Genomic DNA, 23,655 nt, shown 5'->3' with positions numbered 1-23,655 from the left:
TGGAAAGATGCTCCTACAGAGGAAGTCGGACCGATCAAGGGCTTCAATATCAATATCACTTCCAGCAAGAGAGAGGATTTCTATAAAGAGACTGTCATATCCCGGGTGCAGAAGAGATGGATGGATAAGATGTATTTGTGGCCGATTCCTAAGAACGAAACGGACCGGAATGTTAAATTGCAGCAGAATCCGGGATGGGAACGCTAATTTTTAATTTAAATATGATGAAAATGATGAAATACAGACTGTTATTTTTGTACATATTGGGAATGACGGTTGCTGCTTGCAACAATGATCTTCCCGATGAGCTGTTTGTCAAGCGGGTGGTGATTGCGGAGAACGGTTTCCAGGATTTGCGGGTGGAATATCCGGAAGATGGAACGGTAAACACTCAAATTACGATTTCAATCAGTGGAACTTCCGTATTGTCGAAAGATGTAGAGGCTCAGGTAAAGGTATGCCCGGATACGTTGGATGATTATAATTATGAGCGTTTCGTCCAGGATACTATGCTTTATTATACGTTGTTACCTGAAGATTGCTATACTTTGGAGAATGAAGGAAAAGTGACCATTAAGAAAGGGGATGAGTATGCTTTGCTGTCTGTTCAGTTTGATTTGTCCAGACTGGATATGTTCAAGGATTATGTATTGCCTTTGGAGGTTTCTTCCGTGTCGGATTATGAAGTAGGTGAGCCGAAATACCGAAAGGCTTTGTTTCATTTGAATATTCTGAATAATTTTTCTTATGTCTATACGCCCTCAGGTGCAAAGGTGTATAATTCCGGAGACAATGATGATTATACGGCTTGGACAACGGATCTGACTTTGTCGACTTTGAATTACAACACCTGCCGTATGTATGCCGGTGGGGTTTACGAAACGGATACGGATCGGGACAAGTATGTGATTCAGGTAACGGTCAATAGCGACAGTACATTGAGTTATACTGCCATGACTCCGGAAATCAACTTGATGGCTGAAGGTGACGCTTCACAGAATAGGATTAGCATTTCGGAATCTCCGGATTTATTGGTACAGAATAAATCGGTGATCACGACGACCCTGAAGATGAATTACAGCTATACTTACACTTCTCCCGAAGGGTATCCTTATCATAGAAGATTCGAAGGTACATTTACGAATGACCGCACGGTTTTCAGGGATAAAGATGGAAATATACGCGAGGAATGGTGAGATCAGGGAAAGTAGAAATATGCTATAATTTTGAAATGATTGAAATGAAAATGAGAAAATTACTGTATTTAGTGTTGGGGGCAAGTTGTTTGCTTACCGCGTGTACCGAAGCTGAAAAACCGAAGAGCGATTTGCGTGCTCCGGCTTATCCGCTGGTGACTATCGACCCTTATACTTCTGCCTGGTCGACAACCGATAATTTGTATGATAGTCCTGTAAAACACTGGACCGGTAAAAATCATCCGTTGATCGGAGTGGTACGGGTGGATGGAAAGAGTTATCGTTTTATGGGAAAAGAAAATCTGCCCTTGTATCCCATTGTGGATATGGCTTCCGTAGAGGCTTGGGAAGGAAATTATACGTTGAAAGAACCGAAGAAAGGTTGGGAAAAAGTCGATTTCAATCCCAAAGGATGGACGAAAGGAAAAGCGGCTTTCGGTACGCCTGAAATGTTGTTTCTGGGTACCGAGTGGACCACCAAAGATATCTGGGTGCGCCGGGAGTTCGATCTGAATCAGGATTTGTCGGATGCCGATGTTTTCCTGAAATATTCTCATGACGATACCTTTGAACTGTACATCAATGGGAAACAGGTTGTAAAAACCGGATATGAATGGCACAATAATGTTGTGGCCGAATTGAAAGACGAAGTGAAGAAAACCCTGAAACCGGGAAAGAATGTGATCGCTGCTTATTGTAAAAACAAAACCGGCGGTGGTTATGTGGATTTCGGATTGTATGTGAAGGAGCCCGATAAGACGTTCTTTGATCAGGAGGCTGAACAGGTGTCTGCTATGGTATTACCTACTCAGACTCTGTATGCTTTCGAAGCTGGACCTGTGCAGTTGGATGTGACTTTTACCGCACCTCTGTTGTGTGACGATCTGTATCTGATGGCTCGGCCGGTAAATTATATTTCTTATGAAGTAGTCTCGAAAGACGGACAACAACACGATGTGCAGGTGTATATCGAAGCCACTCCGCAGTGGGCGGTTAACGAAACCGGTCAGCCGGTGGTTTGTGAACGGTTGGAAAAGAACGGACAGACCTTCCTGAAAGCGGGGACGAAAGAACAACCGGTACTTGCCAAACGGGGAGACGACTTGCGTATCGATTGGGGATATTTTTATCTTGTAGGAAATACCTCGGATCGTTCGGCTATGATGATCGCCGATTATTATACTCCTAAAAAAGCATTTGCTGCTAACGGAAAAGTGGAAAATACCGCCGATCGTAATTTGTCCGGAAATATGAATAAAGAGATGATCGCTCTGGCTTATAGTGAGGATTTAGGAAAAGTAGGGACCGATAAAGTGGCCGGGCATGTATTGATCGGATACGATGATTTGTATTCTATCCAGTATTTCGGTAAAAATCTGATGCCTTATTGGAAGAAAAACGGTCAGGTAACGATCGAACAGGAGTTTGCTGCAGCTGAGAAAGACTACCGGACTATACTGAGTCGTTGCGATCGTTTCGACCGTGAACTGATGGACGAAGCTGCTGCCTGTGGAGGAAAAGAGTATGCCGAGCTGTGTGCTTTGGTTTACCGTCAGGCTATTGCCGCCCATAAATTGGTGGCGAACGGAAATGGGGAACTGATGTTCTTCTCGAAAGAAAATTTCAGTAATGGTTCGATCGGTACGGTAGATATTACCTATCCTTCATCACCTTTATTCTTAAAATACAATGTCGAATTGGCTAAAGGCTTGATGAATTTCATTTTCGAATACAGTGAAAGCGGAAAATGGAGTAAACCTTTTGCCGCTCACGATGTGGGGACCTATCCTTTGGCTAACGGCCAGACTTACGGTGGAGATATGCCGGTGGAAGAAACCGGAAATATGCTGATTCTGACTACCGCTATCGCTCATAAAGAAGGAAATGCGGATTATGCAGCTAAACATTGGGATATGTTGACTACTTGGGCTGATTTCTTATTGGAAAAAGGATTGGATCCTGAAAATCAGCTTTGTACGGACGACTTTGCCGGACATTTTGCTCATAATGCCAATCTTTCGATCAAAGCGATTATGGGAATTGCCGGATACGGTAAAATGGCCGGAATGCTGGGTAAAAAGGATATCGCTGAGAAATATACTCAGGCAGCTAAAGAGATGGCCGGAAAATGGGTGGAAATGGCTGCAGACGGAGATCATTATAAATTGACCTTCGATAAAGCCGGTACCTGGAGTCAGAAATACAACCTGGTATGGGATGAATTACTGGGATTGAATATCTTTCCGAAAGAAGTCGCTCAGAAAGAGATCGCTTATTATCTCACCAAACAGAATCTTTATGGATTACCTTTGGATTCTCGCCGTACGTATACGAAATCCGATTGGATCATGTGGACGGCTACGATGGCACCGGATGTTGTGACGATGCAGAAATTTATCGCTCCGGTGTATAAATATGCGAACGAAACGGGCAGCCGTGTGCCTATCAGCGATTGGCACGAAACACCCGATGCTAAACAGGTCGGATTCCAGGCTCGTTCTGTTGTCGGTGGTTATTTTATGCCGATGTTGAAAAAGGAGCTGATGAAATAAAGAACTTTTTGTGTTATCCTAATTTGAGAAAGGGTTCCTGGGGATTGGTGCAATTTTCCGGGGACCTTTTTCTGTTTATACCGACATCTGCTAGTAATTGTACGAACGATGTATCGGTAGCGAGATATAGATTTCCAATTACCCGTAAATTAAGGAAGAATGTGTGATAAAACTTTTGTTATCCGGGGAATGAAGCTGAAATAGAAGTTGGTTTAAATCGGTTTATAAAGTTTCTGGTCTCTGTCGCTATCCTCTTGACGAAACCTCCGGTTCCGGTCATTCGTTTCAACAGCTGTAAAAAAGTATCAGCAAGGTTCAAAGACTTAATAAGCTTTTTATATACTAATTACACTAGGTTGTGTAAATCATTTTGAGAGAATCAGAAATTTTGTAATTGAATTTTATATTATTTATTGTTAATAGGAATATTTCTATTAAATTTGCAACTGTTGTATAGTTGTAGGCTGAGGGTGTTTATTCCATCAGTTCGGAGGGAAGCGTTTTTTCTAAGTCGGCAAAAAGATTACTTGAAAAATGATTAAAACGTGCCGTTTTAATTTAGTTTTTTAAGTTTATAAAGTTGTGCTTCGGCACTTAAAGTTCATCGACTCCGGTATAGTATCTTTCGGGATTTTGTTCGGGATGACATCGCTGGGGATTGTTGAAAAGTGTCGTAGGGTCTATGAACTTTATAGATTTTATAAACTAAACTTTCCGGTACGATAAATTTGAATTCTTTTGGAGGTATGACAATGTCGTTTACCCCGGTAAACGACATCATAAGTTATCTCAGGAGAATATTCAGGAACACTCAGATGGAAGTTTTAAATTTAGTACTGGTCTATTTGCAGAATCTTATGCATGCCGATGTGACTATTCATAAAGAGGAAACAGATCAGGTTTGGTTTAATGAAGCCCGGAGTATAAGTGACTTTAACAGTCATTTGATGATCGGGGAGATTATGTGCACTTCGTTTTTAGCGGATTGGGTCGAACGGGCCGGTAAAGATCCGGTGTTGATGAAAGTGATTATGGAACGCTTTAACCAGTTTAATCAATTGTATCGTTATGACGACAATTTTGGCTGGACCCATCGGTATCTGACAATCCGCGAGCAGGGAGCCCTGCTTGTCCTGAACGATTTGCCTGCAGTTACCCGGGAAACGATCGCCCATTATCTGATTTTACAGCATACCTCCCTGGAACGTCAGCAAAAATTGTTTTATTGTCGCGAATCGTTTCTGAAACAGGAGTATAAATTGAGATTGACTCCGACAGAATTGTTGGAACTTTCGTTGTCTTTGCTGGCTTCCGGAAAATTGGAAGGTGATAGTAAAAGTGTCACACAAATCGGTACGGTGCGTTTTTTGGCCGATTGTCTGGGACTCGATTTCCCGGCTAATTATGATTCGCTGATGTACCAATTGAAGGAGAGAGAACAGCTGACTAAATTTATGGACGAATTACGCCAAAGCCTGATCGCTTATCTGCGAAAGAAGAATGGTTGATTGTAAGCTTTTGAGAATGAATAGGGGGGATATAGGGGAAAATTATGTGGCCGTACACTATGATAACGATTATATTTGTCGTATATTTTTGTATTATTATTACAGTAGTAGAATGACGACTGTAATTGCAATTCAAAGTCTGAGGAATATGGCCGGAATAAAACGACAAAAGCAAAATTCAACAATAACAGAGATACAGATTGTCTATCGTTATAGGGGGAAATGCAGGGAAACAGATTGGGAGGAAAAGGTGTTGAAGTGGTTACTTATAATTGCCTTGCTATGGTTATTCGATTGATTATTAAAATCCTGCGGGTAGGTTTTAGCCTGACCCGCAGGATTCGAAGTTTATTTTTCCAGCTCTTTCCAGACTAAAGCAGCAGCTCCGTAAATGGCGACATTCTTAGTCAGTTTAGAAGGTAAGATTTTGACTTTATTGCTATAAATCTTCAAAAGATTCATTTCCATATGATCTTTTACCGGTTCGAAAAGCAGGTCGCCGGCTTTGGCCAGGCCTCCCATCAGGAAGATGGCTTCTGGGCTGGTGATGGCAACGGCGTTGGCCAAAGCTTCACCCAGCATTTTTCCGGTATATTTGAAAGTATTGATAGCGATCATATCGCCTTTTTGTGCGGCTTCGCTTACGATTTTCGCATTCATTTCATTGAAAGGAATGGATCTCAATTCGCTCGGATAGTTATATTTAGCCATCATTTTATAAGCGGTGCGTTTTACTCCCGTGGCAGATACATAGGTCTCCAGACAACCGCTACGTCCGCAACCACATTGGCGGCCGTTGGGAGAAACGATGGTATGACCGAGTTCTCCGGCAAAGCCGTCGTGTCCGTAAACCAATTCGCCGTTGACTACGAATCCACTACCCAGACCGGTACCTAAAGTGACCATGATGAAATTTTTCATCCCTTGGGCACCGCCGTAAATCATTTCACCGATGGCTGCAGCTTTGGCGTCGTTGTTCAGATAAACCGGCAGTTCGGGATAGTATTCTTTCATCATATCGCACAAAGGAATGACATCGTGCCAGGGCAGGTTCGGTGCAAATTCGATCGCTCCTTTGAAATAATTACCATTGGGTGCTCCGATTCCGATTCCTACAAAGTTGACTTCCTGGCGGATAGGATCCAGTACTTTTTCGATTTCCAGATATAATTCTTTCAGATAATCGTTGATATCTTCATGTTTAGCTGTCGGGATGTTCCCTTCTGTAAGGTAGTTCCCTTCTCTGTCGATAAAACCAAAAGCGGTGTTGGTACCACCGATGTCAATCCCTAAAGCGACGTCTTTTTTCATGATCTTGTGATTTAATTAGTAGTGCAAATATAGCCCTAATATTTAAAAATCAATTCTCCTCCCCGGACAATTTCAGCATGTTCGAGCTGGATATTGTCGATTCGTAACCCGTTCGGTTCTATTTTCCGGATAGGAACCTCTATGGAATGCCGGCCTTCGACTTTGAGGGTAAAAGTTTTTCCCTCTGTCGGTTTGCTCCGGATCTACCTGACCGTTGTATCCGGAAGTGCCGATGAACAGATTGACCGGAATATCCTGCCGGATATGGGCTGCAGACTGTAAAAAAGGATTGCAACGATAGAAAATCAACTGATTTTCATGTCCGTGTTACTATTTCTGACGATTTATTTCCGGCATTGTTTTTAGCGTTATTCAAAAATTCTTTCGGGGGAACTCCGAATTGTTCTTTAAAACATTTCGTGAAATAAGAAGAAGAACTGAACCCGACCAATTCGTAGATTTCGTTGATCCGGTATTCCTGTTGTAAAAGCAATTCGGCAGCCATCTTCAAACGGATTGTCTTCAGGTAGTCGTTGGGCGACATACCTGAGATCCCTTTGATTTTCCGATAGAAATTCGAACGGCTCATACACATGATTTCTGCCAGTGTGTCGATAGAGAAAGTCGGTTCCTGCAGGTTCTTTTGAATTTCAGCATCCAGACGTTCGATAAATTCTTTGTCTTTGGGCGAAATAGCCATCGTTTCGGCTGTAACCAAAGGTGAAGAAGCGAAAAGCTTCCGTAGTTTCTGACGGTTTTGCAACAGATTGTCTATTTGAGTCTTCAAATGTTGTACAGAGAAAGGTTTTTCGATGTAAGCATCCGAGCCGTATTGAAGTCCTTTGATTTTATCGTCGGTCGTAGTCTTGGCGGTTAAAAGGATAACCGGAATGTGACAATATTGAGGGTTGTTCTTGATGCTTTCACACAGGCTGTAACCGTCCATCTCCGGCATCATGATATCGCTGACTACCAGATCGACGTTTGCTTCCTTTAGAATGACGAGTGCCTCTTTCCCGTTCCGGGCCATCAGGATGCGGTAATATTTATTCAATTGTTCGGCTGTCAGGCTCAGCAACTCGGTGTTGTCTTCTGTTAAAAGAATACTATAGCTGCCTTTTCCTTCAAGAGCCTGGAGTTCTTTGTCCGTATCGCTTACCGGAGAGGTCAGCAGTTCCAGTTTTACCTGATCGTCTTCTTGAGTGTTTTCTTGTAACAGAGGAATGTGGGTTATAAATGTTGTCTCCGGTGTCTGTTCGTCCAGGTAAAGCCTGCCGCCATGTTTTTCTGCCAGCAATTTGGCTAAGGGCAGGCCGATACCGGTTCCGCTCCGGCTGTTGTCTGTTTGATAAAAGATTTCAAAAATTTTTTTCCTGTCCGAACGGGGAATGCCCGGTCCGTTGTCGGATACCCGGATCTCGAAATATTCCTGCTCGGTTTGTAATGTCACTCCGATCTTATCGTGGGCATATTTCAGGGCATTGCTCAAGAGATTGCTGATGATCTTTGTCAGCGCTTCCTCATCCACACAGCCGATATAAGGAGTCACGGGTAATTGGACATCCAGGGCGATATTTTTTAACTGGGCTGCCGGGGCAAAACGACTTACTATGTTGTGAAGTAATTCGTTTAAATTGTATTTTCTCAGTTTAAGCTTGAATTCGTTTGTCTCTGTTTTCCTGAAATCCAGCAGTTGGTTGATCAGGTTGAGTAAACGGTCCGTGTTTTGATTCATGGTAGTGAGGTATTTTCTCGTCTCTTCATTGCCGTCGCCGGATTGGATAATACTTTCCAGAGGCATTTTGATCAAACTTAACGGAGTACGGATTTCATGGGCTACTTGAGTGAAAAAGTTTATTTTGGTTTGATAGGTTTCTTTTTCCTGTTGTTGTCTGTATTGTTTCAGTAATTCTTCGTGTTGCCTCTTCACCCGCTTGGACCAGGACCTGAAAGTCATAATCCCCAGGAACAAGATTAAAATGGTATAAAACAGATAAGCCCAGCTGCTTTTCCAGAAAGGGGGAAGAATCTGTAAGCTGATCGAGGAACCTTCGGTATTCCATAAGCCGTCGTTGTTCGAACCTTTCACCCGAAAAACATAATCTCCCGGTTGGAGGTTGGTGTATGAAGCTTCATTTTTACCATCGGTATAGATCCATTCTTTATCGACTCCTTCCAGCATATAGGCATATTCATTCTTGTCCGGAGCCTGATAACTGAGGGAAGCAAAAGTAAAACTGAAGGTATTCTGATCGTAGGGCAGCGTAATCGCAGAAGTTTGAGTAATGGACCGGGATAAAGGGGAGTCAGGAGTATCGGGCCCTATTTCCTGATTGAAAAGGCTGAACCGGGTGATGACTACTTCCGGTATATAAGTATTTTCCCGGAAATCTTCGGGATAGAAACAGTTGAATCCGTTGATTCCGCCGAAATAGAGCTTGTCGTCGTGAGCATGCAGGGAAGAATGGAAATTGAACTGGTTACTTTGCAACCCGTCGGCTTGCGTATATAGTTTCCATTTCCGGGTCTGAGGATTGATCGATAATAATCCGGCATTTCCGGCTATCCATAAATTTCCGGCTTTATCTTCTTCGATGGCATAAACCACCGGATTAGGCAATACCTGGTTTTCCGGATCGAAAGAAGCAAAAGTTTCGGTGTCGTAATCGAATGTACACAAACCGGCCCCTTCTGTCCCGAACCAGATGTTCTGCCGGCTGTCTTCGAAAATGGTGATGATACTGTTACTGGTTACAGATCCTTTTTGGTCGGGGTTATAGTTGTAATGTGTCCAGCTCTTATCCGGGTAATGATAGCGGAAAAGGCCGGTATTATAAGTCGCAATCCACAGATTGTTTCTGCTGTCTTCCAGGATGTCGTAGATGTGGGAAGTGGTTCCGACATCGGTGATGAGTGAAAAATCCCCGGTGGATGAATTGTAACGGTTTAATCCCCAGGCTGTTCCGATCAGGATAGTACCTTCCCGGTCTTTGTATATGGAGTAAATACTGTTGTCACTGATGGTTCGGATATCTCCGCGCGTATGCTGATGATTGACGACCCGTCCGGTGGTAAGATCCAGGATGTCCAGGCCTCTTGAAAAAGTGCCTATCCATAATTTCGGACCGTCGAGGAATAAAGCATGGATATTGTGATAGCTGATACTGGCTCCCCGGGCTCCCGGCAGATAGCTCTTAATCTGGTTTGTTTTCGTGTTCAAATAGTTCAAACCACCGTCTTCTGTAGCTATCCAGATATTTCCCTGTGCATCTTCACAAAATTCACTGATGGCTTTACCGGAGATAGATCCCGATTGATAACGGGGAAAATAAGATTGGAAAGGTTTCAGGTTACGGGGCAGATAATTCACCCCTCCCAGGTTGGTGGAAATCCAGATACCGCCTTCCCGGTCTTTGAAGATATTGAAAATAGACTGATCACTCAGACTTTTCGGATTCGAAGGATCGTCCATTCGTAAAAACTGGTGGGTCGTCCGGTTGAAAAGGTACAGCCCGTTGTCCGCTCCTACGAGTAATTCGGTATCCGAATACACAAGAATACTACGGATATTGGTCACATTGGTCGTGCCGAACTGAGTGGGGAAAGTATGTATTCGATTACTTTTCAAATCCAGCATGTTCAGGCTGTTGGTGCCGAGACTGAACCATAAGGTATCGTTGTAGTAATAAAGTGCATTGGTTTCGTTATTTTGCTCCGTAGTCTGGAGGTCGGGAGAAAAGGAACGTTTATAGATTCCGTTAGGGGCGAAACAAATGATTCCTTCCTGCCGGGTGCCGATGTACATATCCCCTGAACCGGAGGAGGTAATGGATTTGATAAAAGAAGAATGTTGTGTATTTTGAATCAGAGTGTTGGTCTGGGGAGTATAGATAAACAATCCCTGTCCGAAAGTAGCTATCCAGATTGAGCCGTCGTGGCTCTGCTCTATATCGTAAACATTACTACTGATTAATACTCCGTCTTCCGTTTTATTGTCGAAAAATTCAAACTCTTCCTGCTGTGAATTGAAAATGTATATTCCCCGGTTTGTACCTACCCAAAGATTTTGTCTTTCATCTTCGAAAATGGTCCGGACAATATTATTTCCCAAAGAAGTACTGTCTTTCGGGATGTGGCGGAAAATTTTGAAGTTTTTCCCGTCGAAACGGTTCAAACCGTCACTGGTACCGAACCACATAAAACCTTGATGATCCTGTATTGTATACCATACTGTATTGTGAGACAGTCCGTTTTCTACCTGATACTTGACAAAAGAAAATTGATTGTAAGCATAAGATAGTACGGAATGTAAAAGCACGAAAAACAAACTAAGTATGATTTTCATAGGTACATCTTAGTGGTTTAAAACTGTTTTTACAAAGTAAACAATTGATTTTGGATTCTGCAAGAGCAGGAAATTGTTCTCTATTTATTCTTTGATTTTTAGAGTCGGATATATTTAGTTAATCTGTTGGTATTTAGTAGATTATGTATTTTATACAAACGTGTGCATGGTCAGATTTTGTAAAAAAAAGAATAGAGATTGCTATTTTCCTTTAAAAAAAATAGATTACTTTGTAATATACAATAGCTGCAATAAAAATTAGTAAAAAGATGAAAAGAATAAAAAATGTATTGATTTTTTTTCTGGCTATGGTAATGCTAGGAGCTTGCCGGGATAAAAAGTCTGAAAAAAAAGAGGAGGGGAATATACAGCAAGAAAATACATTTGTAAATCCGCTGAAAACGGAAGGTGCTCAATGTTGGGCGAATTATTACGATGGTTGGTATTATTACATGCAGGAGGCGGTCGATCGGTTGGAATTGTGGCGTACCCGGGATATTACGGATTTGGAACATGCGGAGCATAAAGTGATCTGGATACCGAAAGATCCGTCTAATGCTCATCATCTGTGGGGACCTGAAATTCATCCCATTGCAGGCAAATGGTATGTGTATTATGCTGCTTCCGACGATAATATGGATAATCATCAATTATTCGTATTGGAGAATAGTTCGGCAGATCCTTTCGAAGGTGAATTCGAGTTGAAAGGACGGATCAGTACGGATAAGAATAACAATTGGGCGATCCATCCGAATGTCTTCGAACACCGGGGAGCATGGTATATGACCTGGTCCGGTTGGCAGTCCCGTCGGGTGAGTACCGAACACCAATGCATTTATATCGCTAAGATGAAAAATCCCTGGACCCTGGAATCCGACCGGGTTTTACTTTCGAAGCCCGAGTTCGAATGGGAACGCCAATGGATCAATCCGGATGGAAGTAAAACGGCATATACGATTTATGTGAACGAATCCCCTCAGTTTTATAAAAGCCGGAAAGGGGATAAGATTTTCATCTTTTATTCTGCCAGTGGTACCTGGACTTGTTTTTATGCGGTAGGAATGTTGATGGCCGATGCCGACAGCGATTTGCTGGATCCGGATTCCTGGACGAAATCAACCCGCCCTGTGTTTAAACAGTGTCCGGAAAATAAGGTATACGGACCGGGACATGTCAGTTTTATCCCTTCACCTGACGGGAAAGAGGATTATCTTTTATACGACGCCCGAAGTGTAGAAAACGACCCTGCCGGTTCCCGGGATTCCAGAACACCCCGTTTGCAAAAGATCGAATGGGATAAGGACGGAATACCTTATTTAGGTGTACCTCTACCGCTTTCTGTCCGCTTGAATAAACCTTCGGGTTTATGAGTGAACGTCGGGGGCGAAATATAGAATAAGTGTAGAATAATTTTGGAAATCAGAACCGTAGAGGTGTGGTTGTTCAGGGAGATGAATATACAAAATATGTTTTAAAAAATATAGAAAGATTGTATTTCTAACTTTTTTTTGAATATCTTTCGCCATCGTTTGATTGGTGTATTTTGAATTATAATTTTTACATATGGTAACAAGGAGAGATTTTATTAAGAAAAGCGGCTTGGCTATAGCTGCTGCGGCGATGAGTGGTTCCCCTTTGAAGGCTATGATGGGAAATAACGGACAGGGAAGCGGTGCTTCTGCAGCTGCCGACGGTTATGTATGCCAACGTCCGAAACCCGAAGAACGTCATTTTACTTCAAAGGCCGTTGAAGAAGTGATCGCCGGAACGAAAAAGAAATTGAAAGATCCGAAACTGGCCTGGATGTTTGAAAATTGTTTCCCGAATACATTGGATACTACTGTTAATTTTAAGATGATCGACGGTAAACCCGATACTTTCGTGATTACAGGAGATATCGATGCCATGTGGTTGAGGGATTCAGGAGCACAGGTGTGGCCATATGTAGCTTTGTGTAAGAAAGATGAACAATTACGTCTGTTGATTGCAGGAGTGATTAATCGGCAGACCAAGTTAATCCAGATCGACCGTTATGCCAACGGTTTTACTCATGGAGCGGAATCGAGCGAATGGGCGACCGACCTTACCGAGATGAAGCCGTATGTGCACGAACGGAAGTGGGAAATCGATTCCCTGTGCTATCCGATCCGGCTGGCTTATCAATATTGGAAAGTGACCGGTGATACCAGTGTTTTCGATCAGGAATGGAAAAAATCGATGGCGTTGGTGCTGCAAACGTTTAAGGAACAACAGCGGAAAGACGGACACGGACCTTATAAATTCCAACGGAAGACCGAACGACAACTGGATACCTTGAATAATGACGGTTGGGGAAACCCTGTCAATCCGGTGGGATTGATCGTTTCTTCTTTCCGGCCTTCGGATGATGCAACGACTTTCGGTTTCCTTATTCCTTCGAATATGTTTGCCGTTGCCTCATTGAAACAATTGGCCGAGATTTCGAATAAGGTGTCGGGTGACAGTACTTTTGCTTCACAGTGTATGGCTTTGGCCGACGAAGTGCAGGCCGCTATCCATAAATATGCTATCGTAAACCATCCGAAATATGGGAAAGTATATCCCTTCGAGATCGATGGCTTCGGTAACAACTACTTTATGGACGATGCCAATGTGCCTAGTTTGCTGGCGATGCCCTACCTGGAAACTATCTCTGCGAAAGATCCGGTTTACCGGAATACCCGTAAATTGGTCTGGAGTCAGGATAATCCTTTCTTTTTCAAAGGAAAAGCAGGCGAAGGAATCGGTGGCCCTCATATCGGTTACGATATGATTTGGCCGATGAGTATTATTATGCGTGCATTTACTGCGGACAATGACGGTGAAATACGTCAATGTATCCGGATGCTGAGAGATACAGACGGTGGTACCGGATTTATGCACGAATCTTTCCACAAAGATAATCCGACTAAATTCACCCGGCATTGGTTCGCCTGGACGAATACCTTGTTCGGGGAATTGATTGTGAACCTGGTGGAGAATAAAAAGATTTCACTACTGAATAATCTATAAAACCAAATACTTATCCCTGTATTCCGGTATAGGAAATAGGGGGATAAAATTTGAAACTACACTTAATTTTTAACAGAATGGAACAAAAGAACAAGTTTATTTACATCTTGCCCGTAATGTTCGGTTTTTTCATTATGGGATTCTGTGATTTGGTGGGGATTTCTGTAACTTATGCGAAGGAGCAGTTCCAGTGGACCGAAACACAAGCCGGCTTTTTGCCGTCAATGGTATTTTTGTGGTTTTTTATCTTGTCTGTACCTACAGCCATGTTAATGAACCGGATAGGACGAAAAAATACAGTATTATTGAGTATGCTGTTCACTTTCGCCGGCATGGTATTGCCTTTCATTGATTTCAGTGAAACCTCCTGTTATGTTGCGTTTGCCTTATTGGGAATCGGTAATACCATTCTGCAGGTATCTTTGAATCCGTTATTGGCGAACGTTGTACAGGGAAAAGGGTTGACCAGTAGTTTGACGGCAGGGCAGTTTGTAAAAGCCATTTCTTCCTTTGTCGGACCGCTTTTGGCTGGATATTGTTCGGCTGCTTTAGGAAACTGGGCGCTGATGTTCCCGATTTATGCCGTGGTTACTTTGATTTCCTCCGCTTGGTTGTTCCTGACTCCGATTCAGAGAGAGAAGGTCGAAGGAGAAACCTCCTCTTTTCCTGCAACTTTAAAATTGCTGGGAGATAATAAAATTTTATTGTTATTTTTTGGTATTTTGTGTGTCGTTGGCTTGGACGTGGGAATGAATACATTGACTCCGAAATTGTTACTCGAACGAGTTCCGGGGATTTCTACCGAAAGTGCAGGATACGGTACAAGTTGGTATTTTGCTGCACGTACGATAGGTACTTTTTGTGGTGCTTTCCTGTTGGCCAAATTATCTGAAAGAGGCTATTTCCGGATCAATATGATCATTGCTATGATTGCGGTTTGTGGGTTGTGGTTCGCTACCAGCCAGGCTGCAATTCTTACTTTGGTTTGTATTATCGCTTTCGCGGCTTCCAGTATCTTCGCCGTGGTTTATTCTATGGCTATTCAGGCACGTCCCGAAAAAGCGAACGAAATTTCCGGTTTGATGATTACAGGGGTTGCCGGTGGTGCTATCGCTCCTCCATTGATGGGGATCTGTGCCGATGCTGTCGGCGGACAAGGTGGTTCAGTTACTATTATTGCTATTTGTACTGCTTACCTGTTATTCTGTTCTTATGGAATTAAAGTAGCTAAGAAATAAGTTGAATATTATTGAATGGCTTTTAACTAAAAGTCCTGGAGAATTGAAGATTCTTCAGGACTTTTTATTTACAGGAGGAGTCTGCCGCTCTCTATTTTTTCTTCCGGCTTCTGCCTACCACTTGAATACTGAGTTCATATAGGAAATAGAGAGGTATAGAGACCAGTAATAAAGTGAAGACATCCGAAGTTGGGGTGATGATCGCTGCTATGACCAGGATACCCACTAAAGCATATTTCCGGTATTGTTTCAGCATGGGAGCGGTGATCAGTCCTAATTTAGACAAAAAATAAGCGATAATAGGGATTTCAAAAGCTGCTCCCAGCAATAACGAGAGCATGGTAAAACTGCTGATGTAGGAAGAGATCGATATTTTATTGACTACAAGTTCACTGACCTGATAGGTTGCCAAAAAACGGAAAGAAAGCGGAAAGATCACGAAATAATTGAGCAAGATGCCGGTAATAAATAGGAAAAACCCCGGAATCATAATTTTCAGGCAGGTTTTACGTTCGGCTTCATGTAGGGCCGGACTGATAAAACCGAACAACAAATAAATGATGTAAGGAGAAGCGAGCAACAAACCGGCATAAAACGCAGTGCTCATATGAATCATGAATTGTGAGGTCAACTGGATATTGATCAGCTCTACATGAAAGTCTTCTACTTGCAGGGAAGGCATGGAAAAATCGGCCGCCAGTCGGTTGAAAAAACGATAGAGAATAAAATCCGACCGCTGTGGAGCCAGGACGATATCGAAAAGTAATTCTTTATTCAGAAAAGCTATACAAGCCAAAAGGATAACGGCTATGGCAATACGAAAAAATACCTTTCTGAGTTCATCCAAATGATCCCAGAAAGTCATCTCTTTCTCATTTGCTTCCTGCATGCTTTTAAAAGTTGAGAATTACTTTTTATCGTTATTATCGGGATTCAAATCATTTTCAACGCCATTCATGCCGTCTTTGAAACTTTTTACTCCTTTCCCCAAACCTTTCATCAATTCAGGTATTTTCCGGCCTCCGAAAAGTAACAACACAATCAACGCAATAAAAAGAATTTCTTGTCCACCCAAACCAAAAATCAATAATCTTTCCATTTTTTAATTTATTTATCGCACAAATTTAATGATTTCTCCCGGATTTTTCTAAGCTTATGGTTATTTTAGAACTATTTTTGTTCATTACGAATAAGAGATCGTGATTCAATTGCTATACTCCATGCTAAAGTTTATGAAATAATTTTTGGGAGATATTGATTTTATTTCTATTTTTGCAATATATTTCAATTCCATCCGACTCTGTGCGGATGATTATACTTACAAATCAATAAAATCCATAGCATCATTTCTATGTATGACATTCTGGAACTAAATGACAAATTGCTGGCAGATTTGCGGCAGATTGCTAAAACGTTAAATATCAAAAGAGTAGAGTCTTATAAAAAACAAGAACTAATCTATAAAATATTGGATCAGCAGGCTTTAGTGGCTGCTCAGTCTGAACCTGTTGTAGAGCCTGCTGCTCCCGAAGCCGCTGCTCCGGTTGAAAAAAGAGAGAAAAAACCGAGAATCCGGGTAGTTCGTCCCGGAGTAGAGAAAGTAGGTGACTCTAAAGGTGGGGTACAAAAATTCGCCCGTCGCGAAGAGAAGAAAAAAGGAGAAGTAAAGAAGGAAGAGGTGAAAAGCGAAGAGATAAAGAACGAGGAACCGCTGCGTGAAGAAGTAAAAAAGGAAACTCTAAAACAGGAAGAACCTAAAAAAGAAGAACGCCGCCGCGAAGATTTCCGGCAGAATCAAAATAACCGCGAAGAAAAATGGAGCGGAGGACGTAAAGAATTTGCCCGGAAGCCTCAGAATAATCCCCCAAAAGAGCGGGCTAATCGTTTTGTACATGAGGATATCATAGAAAAAGATCTGGATTTCGGAGATGTGATCGAAGAAGAATTCGATAAAGAAAATTACGATTACCAAGGTGAACGCGAAAACGATACGATACAACCGGAATTAGTAGAAGTACAGGAAAACCGGTATGAGGAAAACCGTCAGGAACCTGCGATTGGAAATGGAAACGGAAATACTAATCCGAACCGGATGCGGTTCGATAAGCGCGATAAATATTATGAATTCGAAGGTATTATTCTGAATTCGGGTGTATTGGAAATTATGCCCGATGGATATGGCTTTTTGCGTTCCTCGGATTACAATTACCTTAACTCTCCCGATGATATCTATGTTTCGCAAAGCCAGATCAAGTTGTTCGGTTTGCAAACCGGAGATACCGTAGAAGGAACGGTACGGCCGCCGAAAGAAGGAGAGAAGTATTTTCCTTTGATCAAGGTGGAAAAAATAAACGGGAAAACTCCCGATGCAGTCCGGGATCGTATTCCTTTCGATCACCTGACTCCTCTGTTTCCGAATGAGAAATTCAATATTACCGGTAATGGAAAAGCTACCATTTCTACCCGAGTTGTAGATATGTTCGCTCCGATCGGTAAAGGACAGCGCGGTCTGATCGTCGCTCAGCCTAAAACCGGTAAAACCGTATTGCTGAAAGAGATTGCCAACGCGATCGCTGCGAATCACCCCGAAGTTTATCTGATCATCCTGTTGATCGATGAACGTCCTGAGGAAGTAACAGACATGGCACGGAGCGTAAGAGCCGAAGTCATTTCTTCTACTTTCGACGAACCGGCAGAAAGACACGTCAAGGTGGCCAATATCGTTTTGGAAAAAGCCAAAAGAATGGTGGAATGCGGACATGATGTGGTGATCCTGCTGGATTCTATCACCCGTTTGGCACGTGCTTACAATACGGTATCGCCCGCTTCCGGTAAAGTTCTTTCCGGTGGTGTAGATGCCAACGCTTTGCATAAACCGAAACGCTTCTTCGGAGCTGCCCGGAATATTGAGGGCGGTGGATCGCTGACTATTTTAGCTACGGCTTTGACCGAGACCGGCTCGAAGATGGACGATGTGATTTTCGAAGAATTTAAAGGTACCGGTAATATGGAATTGCAATTGGATCGTAAGCTTTCCAATAAACGGATTTATCCGGCTGTGGATATTACTGCTTCCAGCACTCGTCGCGAAGATTTGTTGCTCGAGGAATATACCCTCAACCGCATCTGGATTCTGAGAAACTACCTGACCGATATGAACTCTGTGGAAGCAATGCAGTTTGTGAAAGATCGGCTTGAAAAAACAAAATCGAACGAGGAATTCCTGATTTCGATGAATGATAAATAAGAAATTAATTTCAATACTTTTTTAAAAGTGCCGGGAGTTTTTTACTTCCGGCACTTCTATTTTTTGTGGAAAAATTCTTTTTTACTTTCAGATTGTAAGTCAAAATATACTCTTACAATAAAATATGCTATTCTTATCGTTTTTTACTGCTCATTTGTATATTTGTAATAAGTCTAAATAGCACTTTGTTGATAAAATTGCAATCTCCAGATTGCAATATATTTATTTTTCTTCTATCTTTGTATGGCAAAATTGTAAGAATGAACAGTTTAGTATCGACACATATAGCTCTTTTACAGGATCGGGTATCTTCTATCCGGCGGGGATTGATGGACCGGATCGATCGGAATAGCCGTCTGATTGCGGTAAAAGGAAGCCGTGGAGTAGGAAAAACGAATTTTCTGCTGGATTACAGTAAAGAATATCATCCGCAGGATAATACCTGTCTGTATGTGAATGTCAACAATCTGTTTATCGTTAACGACGGATTGTTTCATTTTGTAGAGCATTTTTATAAGTTAGGAGGGAAAGTGTTGTTGTTGGATCAGGCCCATAAATACCCCGAGTGGGATAAAGAATTGAGGGCTTGTTACGATGCTTTCCCCGATTTGCAGATTATTTTTACGGCTTCATCAATCGTCAGGATCAAATCGAATGCCTATCTGAAAGGGATTGTCGATATGTATAATCTGAGTGGGTTGTCTTTCCGCGAATTTCTGGAATTAGAAACCAATCAGACTTTTCCGGTTTATTCTTTTGCAGATATGGTCGAACGGCATGAGGAAATCGTCGAGGATATCCTGAAACATGTACGCCCTTTGGCTTATTTTAATAATTATCTGGAATACGGCTATTATCCGATTTATCTCGAAGAGAAATCACACATCGATTATTTGCTGAAAAATATCAATCTGACACTGGAATTCGATATTCCCTATGCCAGCCAGATCGAGTTGAAATATTTAGTGAAGTTGAAACAATTGCTGTATATCGCTGCTAAAGATAATACCTGTAATGTGAATATCAGCAAGTTGAGCGGACTGATCGGCGTATCGAGGGCTACTGTGCTCAATTATCTGAATTACATGAAAAATGCGCGTTTGCTGACTTTATTGTATGATACGGATAATGACGATGATTGTGGGAAAAAGCCAAAAAAATTGTATATCCATAATCCGAACTTGCTGAATGCAGTCTGTCTGGAGGATGTGGATACGACTGTGTTAAGAAAATCGTTTTTTCTGAGTCAGTTATGTCCGATGAGCCGTATTACTTATACCGAACGTGCCGATTTTTTGGTAGACGGTAAGTATCGGATTGCGGTTTGCGGAGAAGGGGAAGGACAGAAATTCGATTCCTCTTTGGTAGTTATGGAAGACATGATCGAACGGGGCAAAGGGAATATAATGCCGCTTTGGTTGGCGGGTTTTACTTATTAAGGTTAAAAGCTATAGGCTGAGGGCTGGAATAAATATAGAGTAATAACAAGATAAATTGGACACCGGAAAAGGGGTTCAATTTGGAATTAAATAAATTTAATTTTATAACGATGGCAAAAGAGAAAAAATTTATCACTTGTGATGGTAACGCTGCTGCTGCACATATTGCGTATATGTTCAGTGAAGTATCGTGTATCTACCCGATCACTCCATCTTCACCGATGGCTGAGAACGTTGACGAATGGGCGGCTAAAGGAAGAAAGAATATGTTCGGGGAAACCGTTCGTGTCATTGAGATGCAGTCTGAAGGCGGTGCTGCCGGTGCTGTTCATGGTTCACTGCAAGCCGGTGCCCTGACTACTACCTATACCGCATCACAGGGATTGTTGCTGATGATTCCGAATATGTATAAGATTGCCGGAGAATTGTTGCCTTGCGTATTTCATGTAAGTGCGCGTGCTTTGGCTGCTCATGCATTGAATATTTTCGGAGATCATGCCGATGTATATGCTGCTCGTCAGACCGGATTCGCTATGTTGGCTTCAGGTTCTGTACAGGAGGTAATGGATCTGTCTGCCGTTTCTCACCTGACAGCTATCAAATCACGGGTTCCGTTTGTGAACTTCTTCGATGGTTTCCGTACTTCTCACGAAATCCAGAAGATCGAAGAATTGCAGATGGAAGATATCAAAGGATTGGTGGATATGGATGCTTTACAGGCTTTCCGCGATCGTGCACTGAATTCTGAAAATCCGGTTACCCGGGGAACAGCTCAGAATCCCGATATCTATTTCCAGGGACGTGAAGCTTCGAATAAATTCTATGATGCCGTACCGGATATGGTGGCTGACTATATGGATAAGATCAGTGCGATCACCGGTCGTAAATATCGTCCGTTCGATTACTATGGAGCTGCCGATGCAGAAAATATCATCATCGCTATGGGATCGGTTACCGAGACTATCCGTGAGGTGATCGACTATGAGAATGCAAACGGTCAGAAAGTGGGTATGATTGCAGTTCACCTGTATCGCCCGTTCTCTGCTAAATATTTTATGGAAGCTGTTCCGGCTACGGTTAAACGGATTACAGTGTTAGACCGTACCAAAGAACCGGGAGCTAACGGTGATCCTTTGTATCTGGATGTGAGAGATATCTTCTATGGTCAGGCTAATGCTCCGGTGATCGTAGGTGGACGTTACGGTATGGGATCTAAGGATGTTACTCCTTCTCAGATTATTGCCGTTTACAAAAATATGGAACGTAACGAACCGAAAAACCAGTTTACGATCGGTATCGAAGATGACGTTACCTTCCGTTCTCTGCCTGCTGAAGCAGATGTTAAAATGACTCCTGCCGGAACTTATGAAGCTAAATTTTATGGGCTGGGATCCGATGGTACGGTCGGGGCGAACAAAAATTCGATCAAAATTATCGGTGGAGCTACCAATAAATATTGTCAGGCTTATTTTGCTTACGATTCAAAGAAATCAGGCGGTTTTACGGCTTCTCACCTGCGTTTCGGTGATTGTCCGATCCGTTCTACTTATTTGATTACTACTCCTGATTTCGTGGCTTGTCACGTACCTGCATACATCCATATGTACGATGTATTGAAAGGACTTCAGAAAGGTGGCTCTTTCCTGTTGAACTCTATCTGGGATGAGGAAGAGACTAAAAAACACCTGCCGAACCATATGAAACGCTATCTGGCAGAAAACGAGATCAATTTTTATATCATCAACGGAACGAAGATCGGCCAGGAATTAGGGTTGGGCAACCGTACGAATACCATAATGCAGAGTGCATTCTTCAAAATTACCAATGTTATTCCTTATGAAGTGGCTGTCAGCGAAATGAAACACGCTATCGACAAGTCATACGGTAAGAAAGGTGAGGCCATTGTCAATATGAACTATGCAGCTGTTGACGCAGGAGGTAAAGAAGGTAACCTGATAAAGGTAACTGTTCCTGCCGAATGGAAGAACCTGCCGGATGATGAGATCAAACACGATGAAAACCGTCCGGAATTTATCCGCAATATCGTCGATGTGATGAATGCACAGAAAGGGGATGACCTGCCTGTCAGCGCATTCAACGGTTATGAAGACGGTACTTTCCCTGCCGGAACCGCTAAATTTGAAAAACGCGGAATTGCTGTAAACGTGCCCGAATGGCAGGTAGAAAACTGTATCCAGTGTAACCAGTGTGCTTATGTTTGTCCTCATGCTGCTATCCGTCCGTTCCTGATGAGCGACGAAGAGCTGGCTGCAGCTCCTGCAGGTACTCAGGCTAAACCGGCTATCGGTAAAGAATTGGCCGGTTATAAATTCCGGATTCAGGTATCTCCGCTCGACTGTACCGGTTGCGGTAACTGTGCCGATGTATGTCCGGCCAAGACCAAAGCTTTGGTGATGAGACCGCTGGAATCTCAGATGGTGGAAGAAAACCGCTGGGAATATATGGATAAAAAAGTAGGATACAAGAAAGTAGTTGAACCGAATAATGTGAAAAATTCACAGTTCACTCAGCCGTTGTTCGAGTTCTCCGGTGCTTGTGCCGGTTGTGGTGAAACTCCGTATATCAAACTGATTTCTCAGTTGTTCGGGGAACGGATGATGGTGGCCAATGCTACCGGATGTTCCTCTATCTATGGAGGTTCTGCTCCTTCTACTCCTTATTGTACCAACTATGAGAGCGGACGTGGACCGGCCTGGGCGAACTCATTGTTCGAAGACAATGCTGAATTCGGATTCGGTATGGCCGAAGGGGCTAATCGTCTGCGCGAACGGGTAAAACGGTTGGCTGAAGAAAATCTGAATAGCTTCTCTGCCGATACTCAGGCGGCTATCAATGCCTGGATCGAAGCTTACGAAGACGGCGACAAGACCCTGGCTACCAGTGATGCGATGGCTGCTGCTTTAGCTAAAGAAACAGCTCCTGCCGCTAAAGAGCTCCTGATCCTGAAAAACTACTTTACGAAGAAATCACAGTGGATTTTCGGAGGTGACGGATGGGCTTATGATATCGGTTACGGTGGTGTCGACCATGTCTTGGCCAGCGGTAAAGATGTAAATATTCTGGTGGTAGATACCGAGGTTTATTCCAATACCGGAGGTCAGTCGTCTAAATCTACTCCTGCAGGTGCTGTTGCTAAATTTGCTGCCAGCGGTAAACGGGTGCGTAAAAAAGACCTGGGTATGATGGCGATGTCTTATGGTTATGTATATGTGGCACAGGTGGCCATGGGTGCCAACCAGGCTCAGTATATGAAGGCGATCAAGGAAGCAGAGGCTTATCCCGGACCTTCTTTGATCATCGCTTATGCTCCTTGTATCAATCACGGTCTGAAAGCCAGCATGGGGAAATCACAACAGGAAGAGAAGAAAGCTGTAGAATGTGGTTACTGGCAGTTGTACCGCTACAATCCGATGCTTGAAATAGAAGGGAAGAACCCGTTCCAGTTAGATTCTAAAGAACCCGACTATACGAAATTCCGTGAATTCCTGATGGGAGAGGTGCGTTTCAACTCCCTGATGAAAGCTACTCCGGAAGAAGCAGAACGGTTGTTCCAGGCAACGGAAAACGATGCGAAATGGAAACTGAACGGCTACAAACGTTTGGCTGCTATGGAATACGGTAAGTAAATCCGGGCGAGCCTGTTTATAAGAAAGAGGTGTTGGAATCGACAAGTCGATTTCGACACCTTTCTTTTTTATTTTTCATTATATATATTATATATTTGTAATCCCTCTATTCTGTGTCCGGCCTTGTCAAAGTGAGTATTTA

At 42.7% G+C, this 23,655-nt stretch carries 15 protein-coding genes; 11 read left to right on the top strand and 4 right to left on the bottom strand.

The genetic code is table 11. The features are described 5' to 3' along the window. The 4 genes from WS34_RS02015 to WS34_RS02000 all read left to right on the top strand — a co-directional run. Nucleotides 1–207 (top strand): RagB/SusD family nutrient uptake outer membrane protein (locus WS34_RS02015; RefSeq protein WP_046402808.1); only part of this gene is annotated, 207 nt, incomplete at its 5' end. A gap of 23 nt (nucleotides 208–230) precedes the next feature. Further along, a complete protein-coding gene (locus WS34_RS02010) occupies nucleotides 231–1,196 on the top strand; it encodes a DUF4973 domain-containing protein (RefSeq protein ID WP_022161005.1) in 966 nt (321 codons plus the stop codon). Between the two features lie 50 nt (nucleotides 1,197–1,246). Next, a complete protein-coding gene (locus tag WS34_RS02005) occupies nucleotides 1,247–3,748 on the top strand; it encodes a glutaminase domain-containing protein (protein WP_046402830.1) in 2,502 nt (833 codons plus the stop codon). Nucleotides 3,749–4,563: 815 nt separating this feature from the next. Then, on the top strand, nucleotides 4,564–5,256 hold the full coding sequence (locus tag WS34_RS02000) for a hypothetical protein (RefSeq protein WP_046402804.1): 693 nt from the start codon (nucleotides 4,564–4,566) through the stop codon (nucleotides 5,254–5,256). A gap of 348 nt (nucleotides 5,257–5,604) precedes the next feature. Here the strand turns inward: WS34_RS02000 and WS34_RS01990 are convergent, their stop codons facing one another. Further along, nucleotides 5,605–6,567, bottom strand: coding sequence for an ROK family protein (locus WS34_RS01990; RefSeq protein ID WP_013610524.1), 963 nt, complete (start codon nucleotides 6,565–6,567; stop codon nucleotides 5,605–5,607). Nucleotides 6,568–6,708: 141 nt separating this feature from the next. Between WS34_RS01990 and WS34_RS15350 the strand changes: the two genes are divergently transcribed. After that, a complete protein-coding gene (locus tag WS34_RS15350) occupies nucleotides 6,709–6,849 on the top strand; it encodes a hypothetical protein (protein WP_162613235.1) in 141 nt (46 codons plus the stop codon). Between the two features lie 34 nt (nucleotides 6,850–6,883). Here WS34_RS15350 and WS34_RS01985 read toward each other — a convergent pair whose 3' ends face one another. Continuing rightward, nucleotides 6,884–10,912: a hybrid sensor histidine kinase/response regulator gene (locus WS34_RS01985; RefSeq protein ID WP_046402800.1), complete on the bottom strand. Its 4,029-nt coding sequence runs from the start codon at nucleotides 10,910–10,912 to the stop codon at nucleotides 6,884–6,886. Between the two features lie 269 nt (nucleotides 10,913–11,181). On the opposite strand from WS34_RS01985, the gene WS34_RS01980 reads away from it, so the two are divergent. The 3 genes from WS34_RS01980 (at nucleotide 11,182) to WS34_RS01970 (ending at nucleotide 15,180) form a co-directional block, all read left to right on the top strand. Then, the gene (locus WS34_RS01980; RefSeq protein WP_046402798.1) at nucleotides 11,182–12,282 is read left to right on the top strand and encodes a glycoside hydrolase family 43 protein; all 1,101 of its coding nucleotides are present in this window, start codon (nucleotides 11,182–11,184) and stop codon (nucleotides 12,280–12,282) included. 193 nt (nucleotides 12,283–12,475) lie between these two features. After that, nucleotides 12,476–13,942, top strand: coding sequence for a glycoside hydrolase family 125 protein (locus WS34_RS01975; RefSeq protein WP_046402796.1), 1,467 nt, complete (start codon nucleotides 12,476–12,478; stop codon nucleotides 13,940–13,942). 77 nt (nucleotides 13,943–14,019) lie between these two features. Beyond that, nucleotides 14,020–15,180, top strand: a complete 1,161-nt coding sequence (locus WS34_RS01970) for an MFS transporter (protein WP_046402795.1) — start codon at nucleotides 14,020–14,022, stop codon at nucleotides 15,178–15,180. A 91-nt stretch (nucleotides 15,181–15,271) separates the two neighbouring features. Here WS34_RS01970 and tatC read toward each other — a convergent pair whose 3' ends face one another. Further along, on the bottom strand, nucleotides 15,272–16,069 hold the full coding sequence (tatC, locus tag WS34_RS01965; RefSeq protein ID WP_046402793.1) for a twin-arginine translocase subunit TatC: 798 nt from the start codon (nucleotides 16,067–16,069) through the stop codon (nucleotides 15,272–15,274). 18 nt (nucleotides 16,070–16,087) lie between these two features. Further along, entirely contained in the window at nucleotides 16,088–16,279 is a 192-nt protein-coding gene (locus WS34_RS01960; protein WP_013610530.1) for a Sec-independent protein translocase subunit TatA/TatB, read from the bottom strand. Nucleotides 16,280–16,531: 252 nt separating this feature from the next. Here WS34_RS01960 and rho point away from each other — a divergent pair, with 252 nt between their 5' ends. The 3 genes from rho to nifJ all read left to right on the top strand — a co-directional run bounded on the left by rho (nucleotide 16,532) and on the right by nifJ (nucleotide 23,513). Continuing rightward, on the top strand, nucleotides 16,532–18,427 hold the full coding sequence (gene rho, locus WS34_RS01955; protein ID WP_013610531.1) for a transcription termination factor Rho: 1,896 nt from the start codon (nucleotides 16,532–16,534) through the stop codon (nucleotides 18,425–18,427). 260 nt (nucleotides 18,428–18,687) lie between these two features. Next, nucleotides 18,688–19,866: an ATP-binding protein gene (locus WS34_RS01950; RefSeq protein WP_013610533.1), complete on the top strand. Its 1,179-nt coding sequence runs from the start codon at nucleotides 18,688–18,690 to the stop codon at nucleotides 19,864–19,866. Nucleotides 19,867–19,976: 110 nt separating this feature from the next. Further along, nucleotides 19,977–23,513, top strand: coding sequence for a pyruvate:ferredoxin (flavodoxin) oxidoreductase (gene nifJ, locus WS34_RS01945; RefSeq protein WP_022160956.1), 3,537 nt, complete (start codon nucleotides 19,977–19,979; stop codon nucleotides 23,511–23,513). Nucleotides 23,514–23,655: the final 142 nt, after the last annotated feature.

Origin of the sequence: Odoribacter sp. N15.MGS-14 (assembly GCF_000980245.1) — a bacterium.
In the GTDB taxonomy this organism is placed as follows: Bacteria; Bacteroidota; Bacteroidia; order Bacteroidales; family Marinifilaceae; genus Odoribacter; species Odoribacter splanchnicus.
Note: the sequence above shows the minus strand (reverse complement) of the source record. Positions and strands in the feature narration are given on the sequence as shown.

Coding starts and splice junctions, on each gene's coding strand:
- WS34_RS02010 (WP_022161005.1), top strand. CDS start 231: ATGATGAAATACAGACTGTTATTTTTGTACATATTGGGAATGACGGTT.
- WS34_RS02005 (WP_046402830.1), top strand. CDS start 1,247: ATGAGAAAATTACTGTATTTAGTGTTGGGGGCAAGTTGTTTGCTTACC.
- WS34_RS02000 (WP_046402804.1), top strand. CDS start 4,564: ATGGAAGTTTTAAATTTAGTACTGGTCTATTTGCAGAATCTTATGCAT.
- WS34_RS01990 (WP_013610524.1), bottom strand. CDS start 6,567: ATGAAAAAAGACGTCGCTTTAGGGATTGACATCGGTGGTACCAACACC.
- WS34_RS15350 (WP_162613235.1), top strand. CDS start 6,709: ATGGAATGCCGGCCTTCGACTTTGAGGGTAAAAGTTTTTCCCTCTGTC.
- WS34_RS01985 (WP_046402800.1), bottom strand. CDS start 10,912: ATGAAAATCATACTTAGTTTGTTTTTCGTGCTTTTACATTCCGTACTA.
- WS34_RS01980 (WP_046402798.1), top strand. CDS start 11,182: ATGAAAAGAATAAAAAATGTATTGATTTTTTTTCTGGCTATGGTAATG.
- WS34_RS01975 (WP_046402796.1), top strand. CDS start 12,476: ATGGTAACAAGGAGAGATTTTATTAAGAAAAGCGGCTTGGCTATAGCT.
- WS34_RS01970 (WP_046402795.1), top strand. CDS start 14,020: ATGGAACAAAAGAACAAGTTTATTTACATCTTGCCCGTAATGTTCGGT.
- tatC (WP_046402793.1), bottom strand. CDS start 16,069: ATGCAGGAAGCAAATGAGAAAGAGATGACTTTCTGGGATCATTTGGAT.
- WS34_RS01960 (WP_013610530.1), bottom strand. CDS start 16,279: ATGGAAAGATTATTGATTTTTGGTTTGGGTGGACAAGAAATTCTTTTT.
- rho (WP_013610531.1), top strand. CDS start 16,532: ATGTATGACATTCTGGAACTAAATGACAAATTGCTGGCAGATTTGCGG.
- WS34_RS01950 (WP_013610533.1), top strand. CDS start 18,688: ATGAACAGTTTAGTATCGACACATATAGCTCTTTTACAGGATCGGGTA.
- nifJ (WP_022160956.1), top strand. CDS start 19,977: ATGGCAAAAGAGAAAAAATTTATCACTTGTGATGGTAACGCTGCTGCT.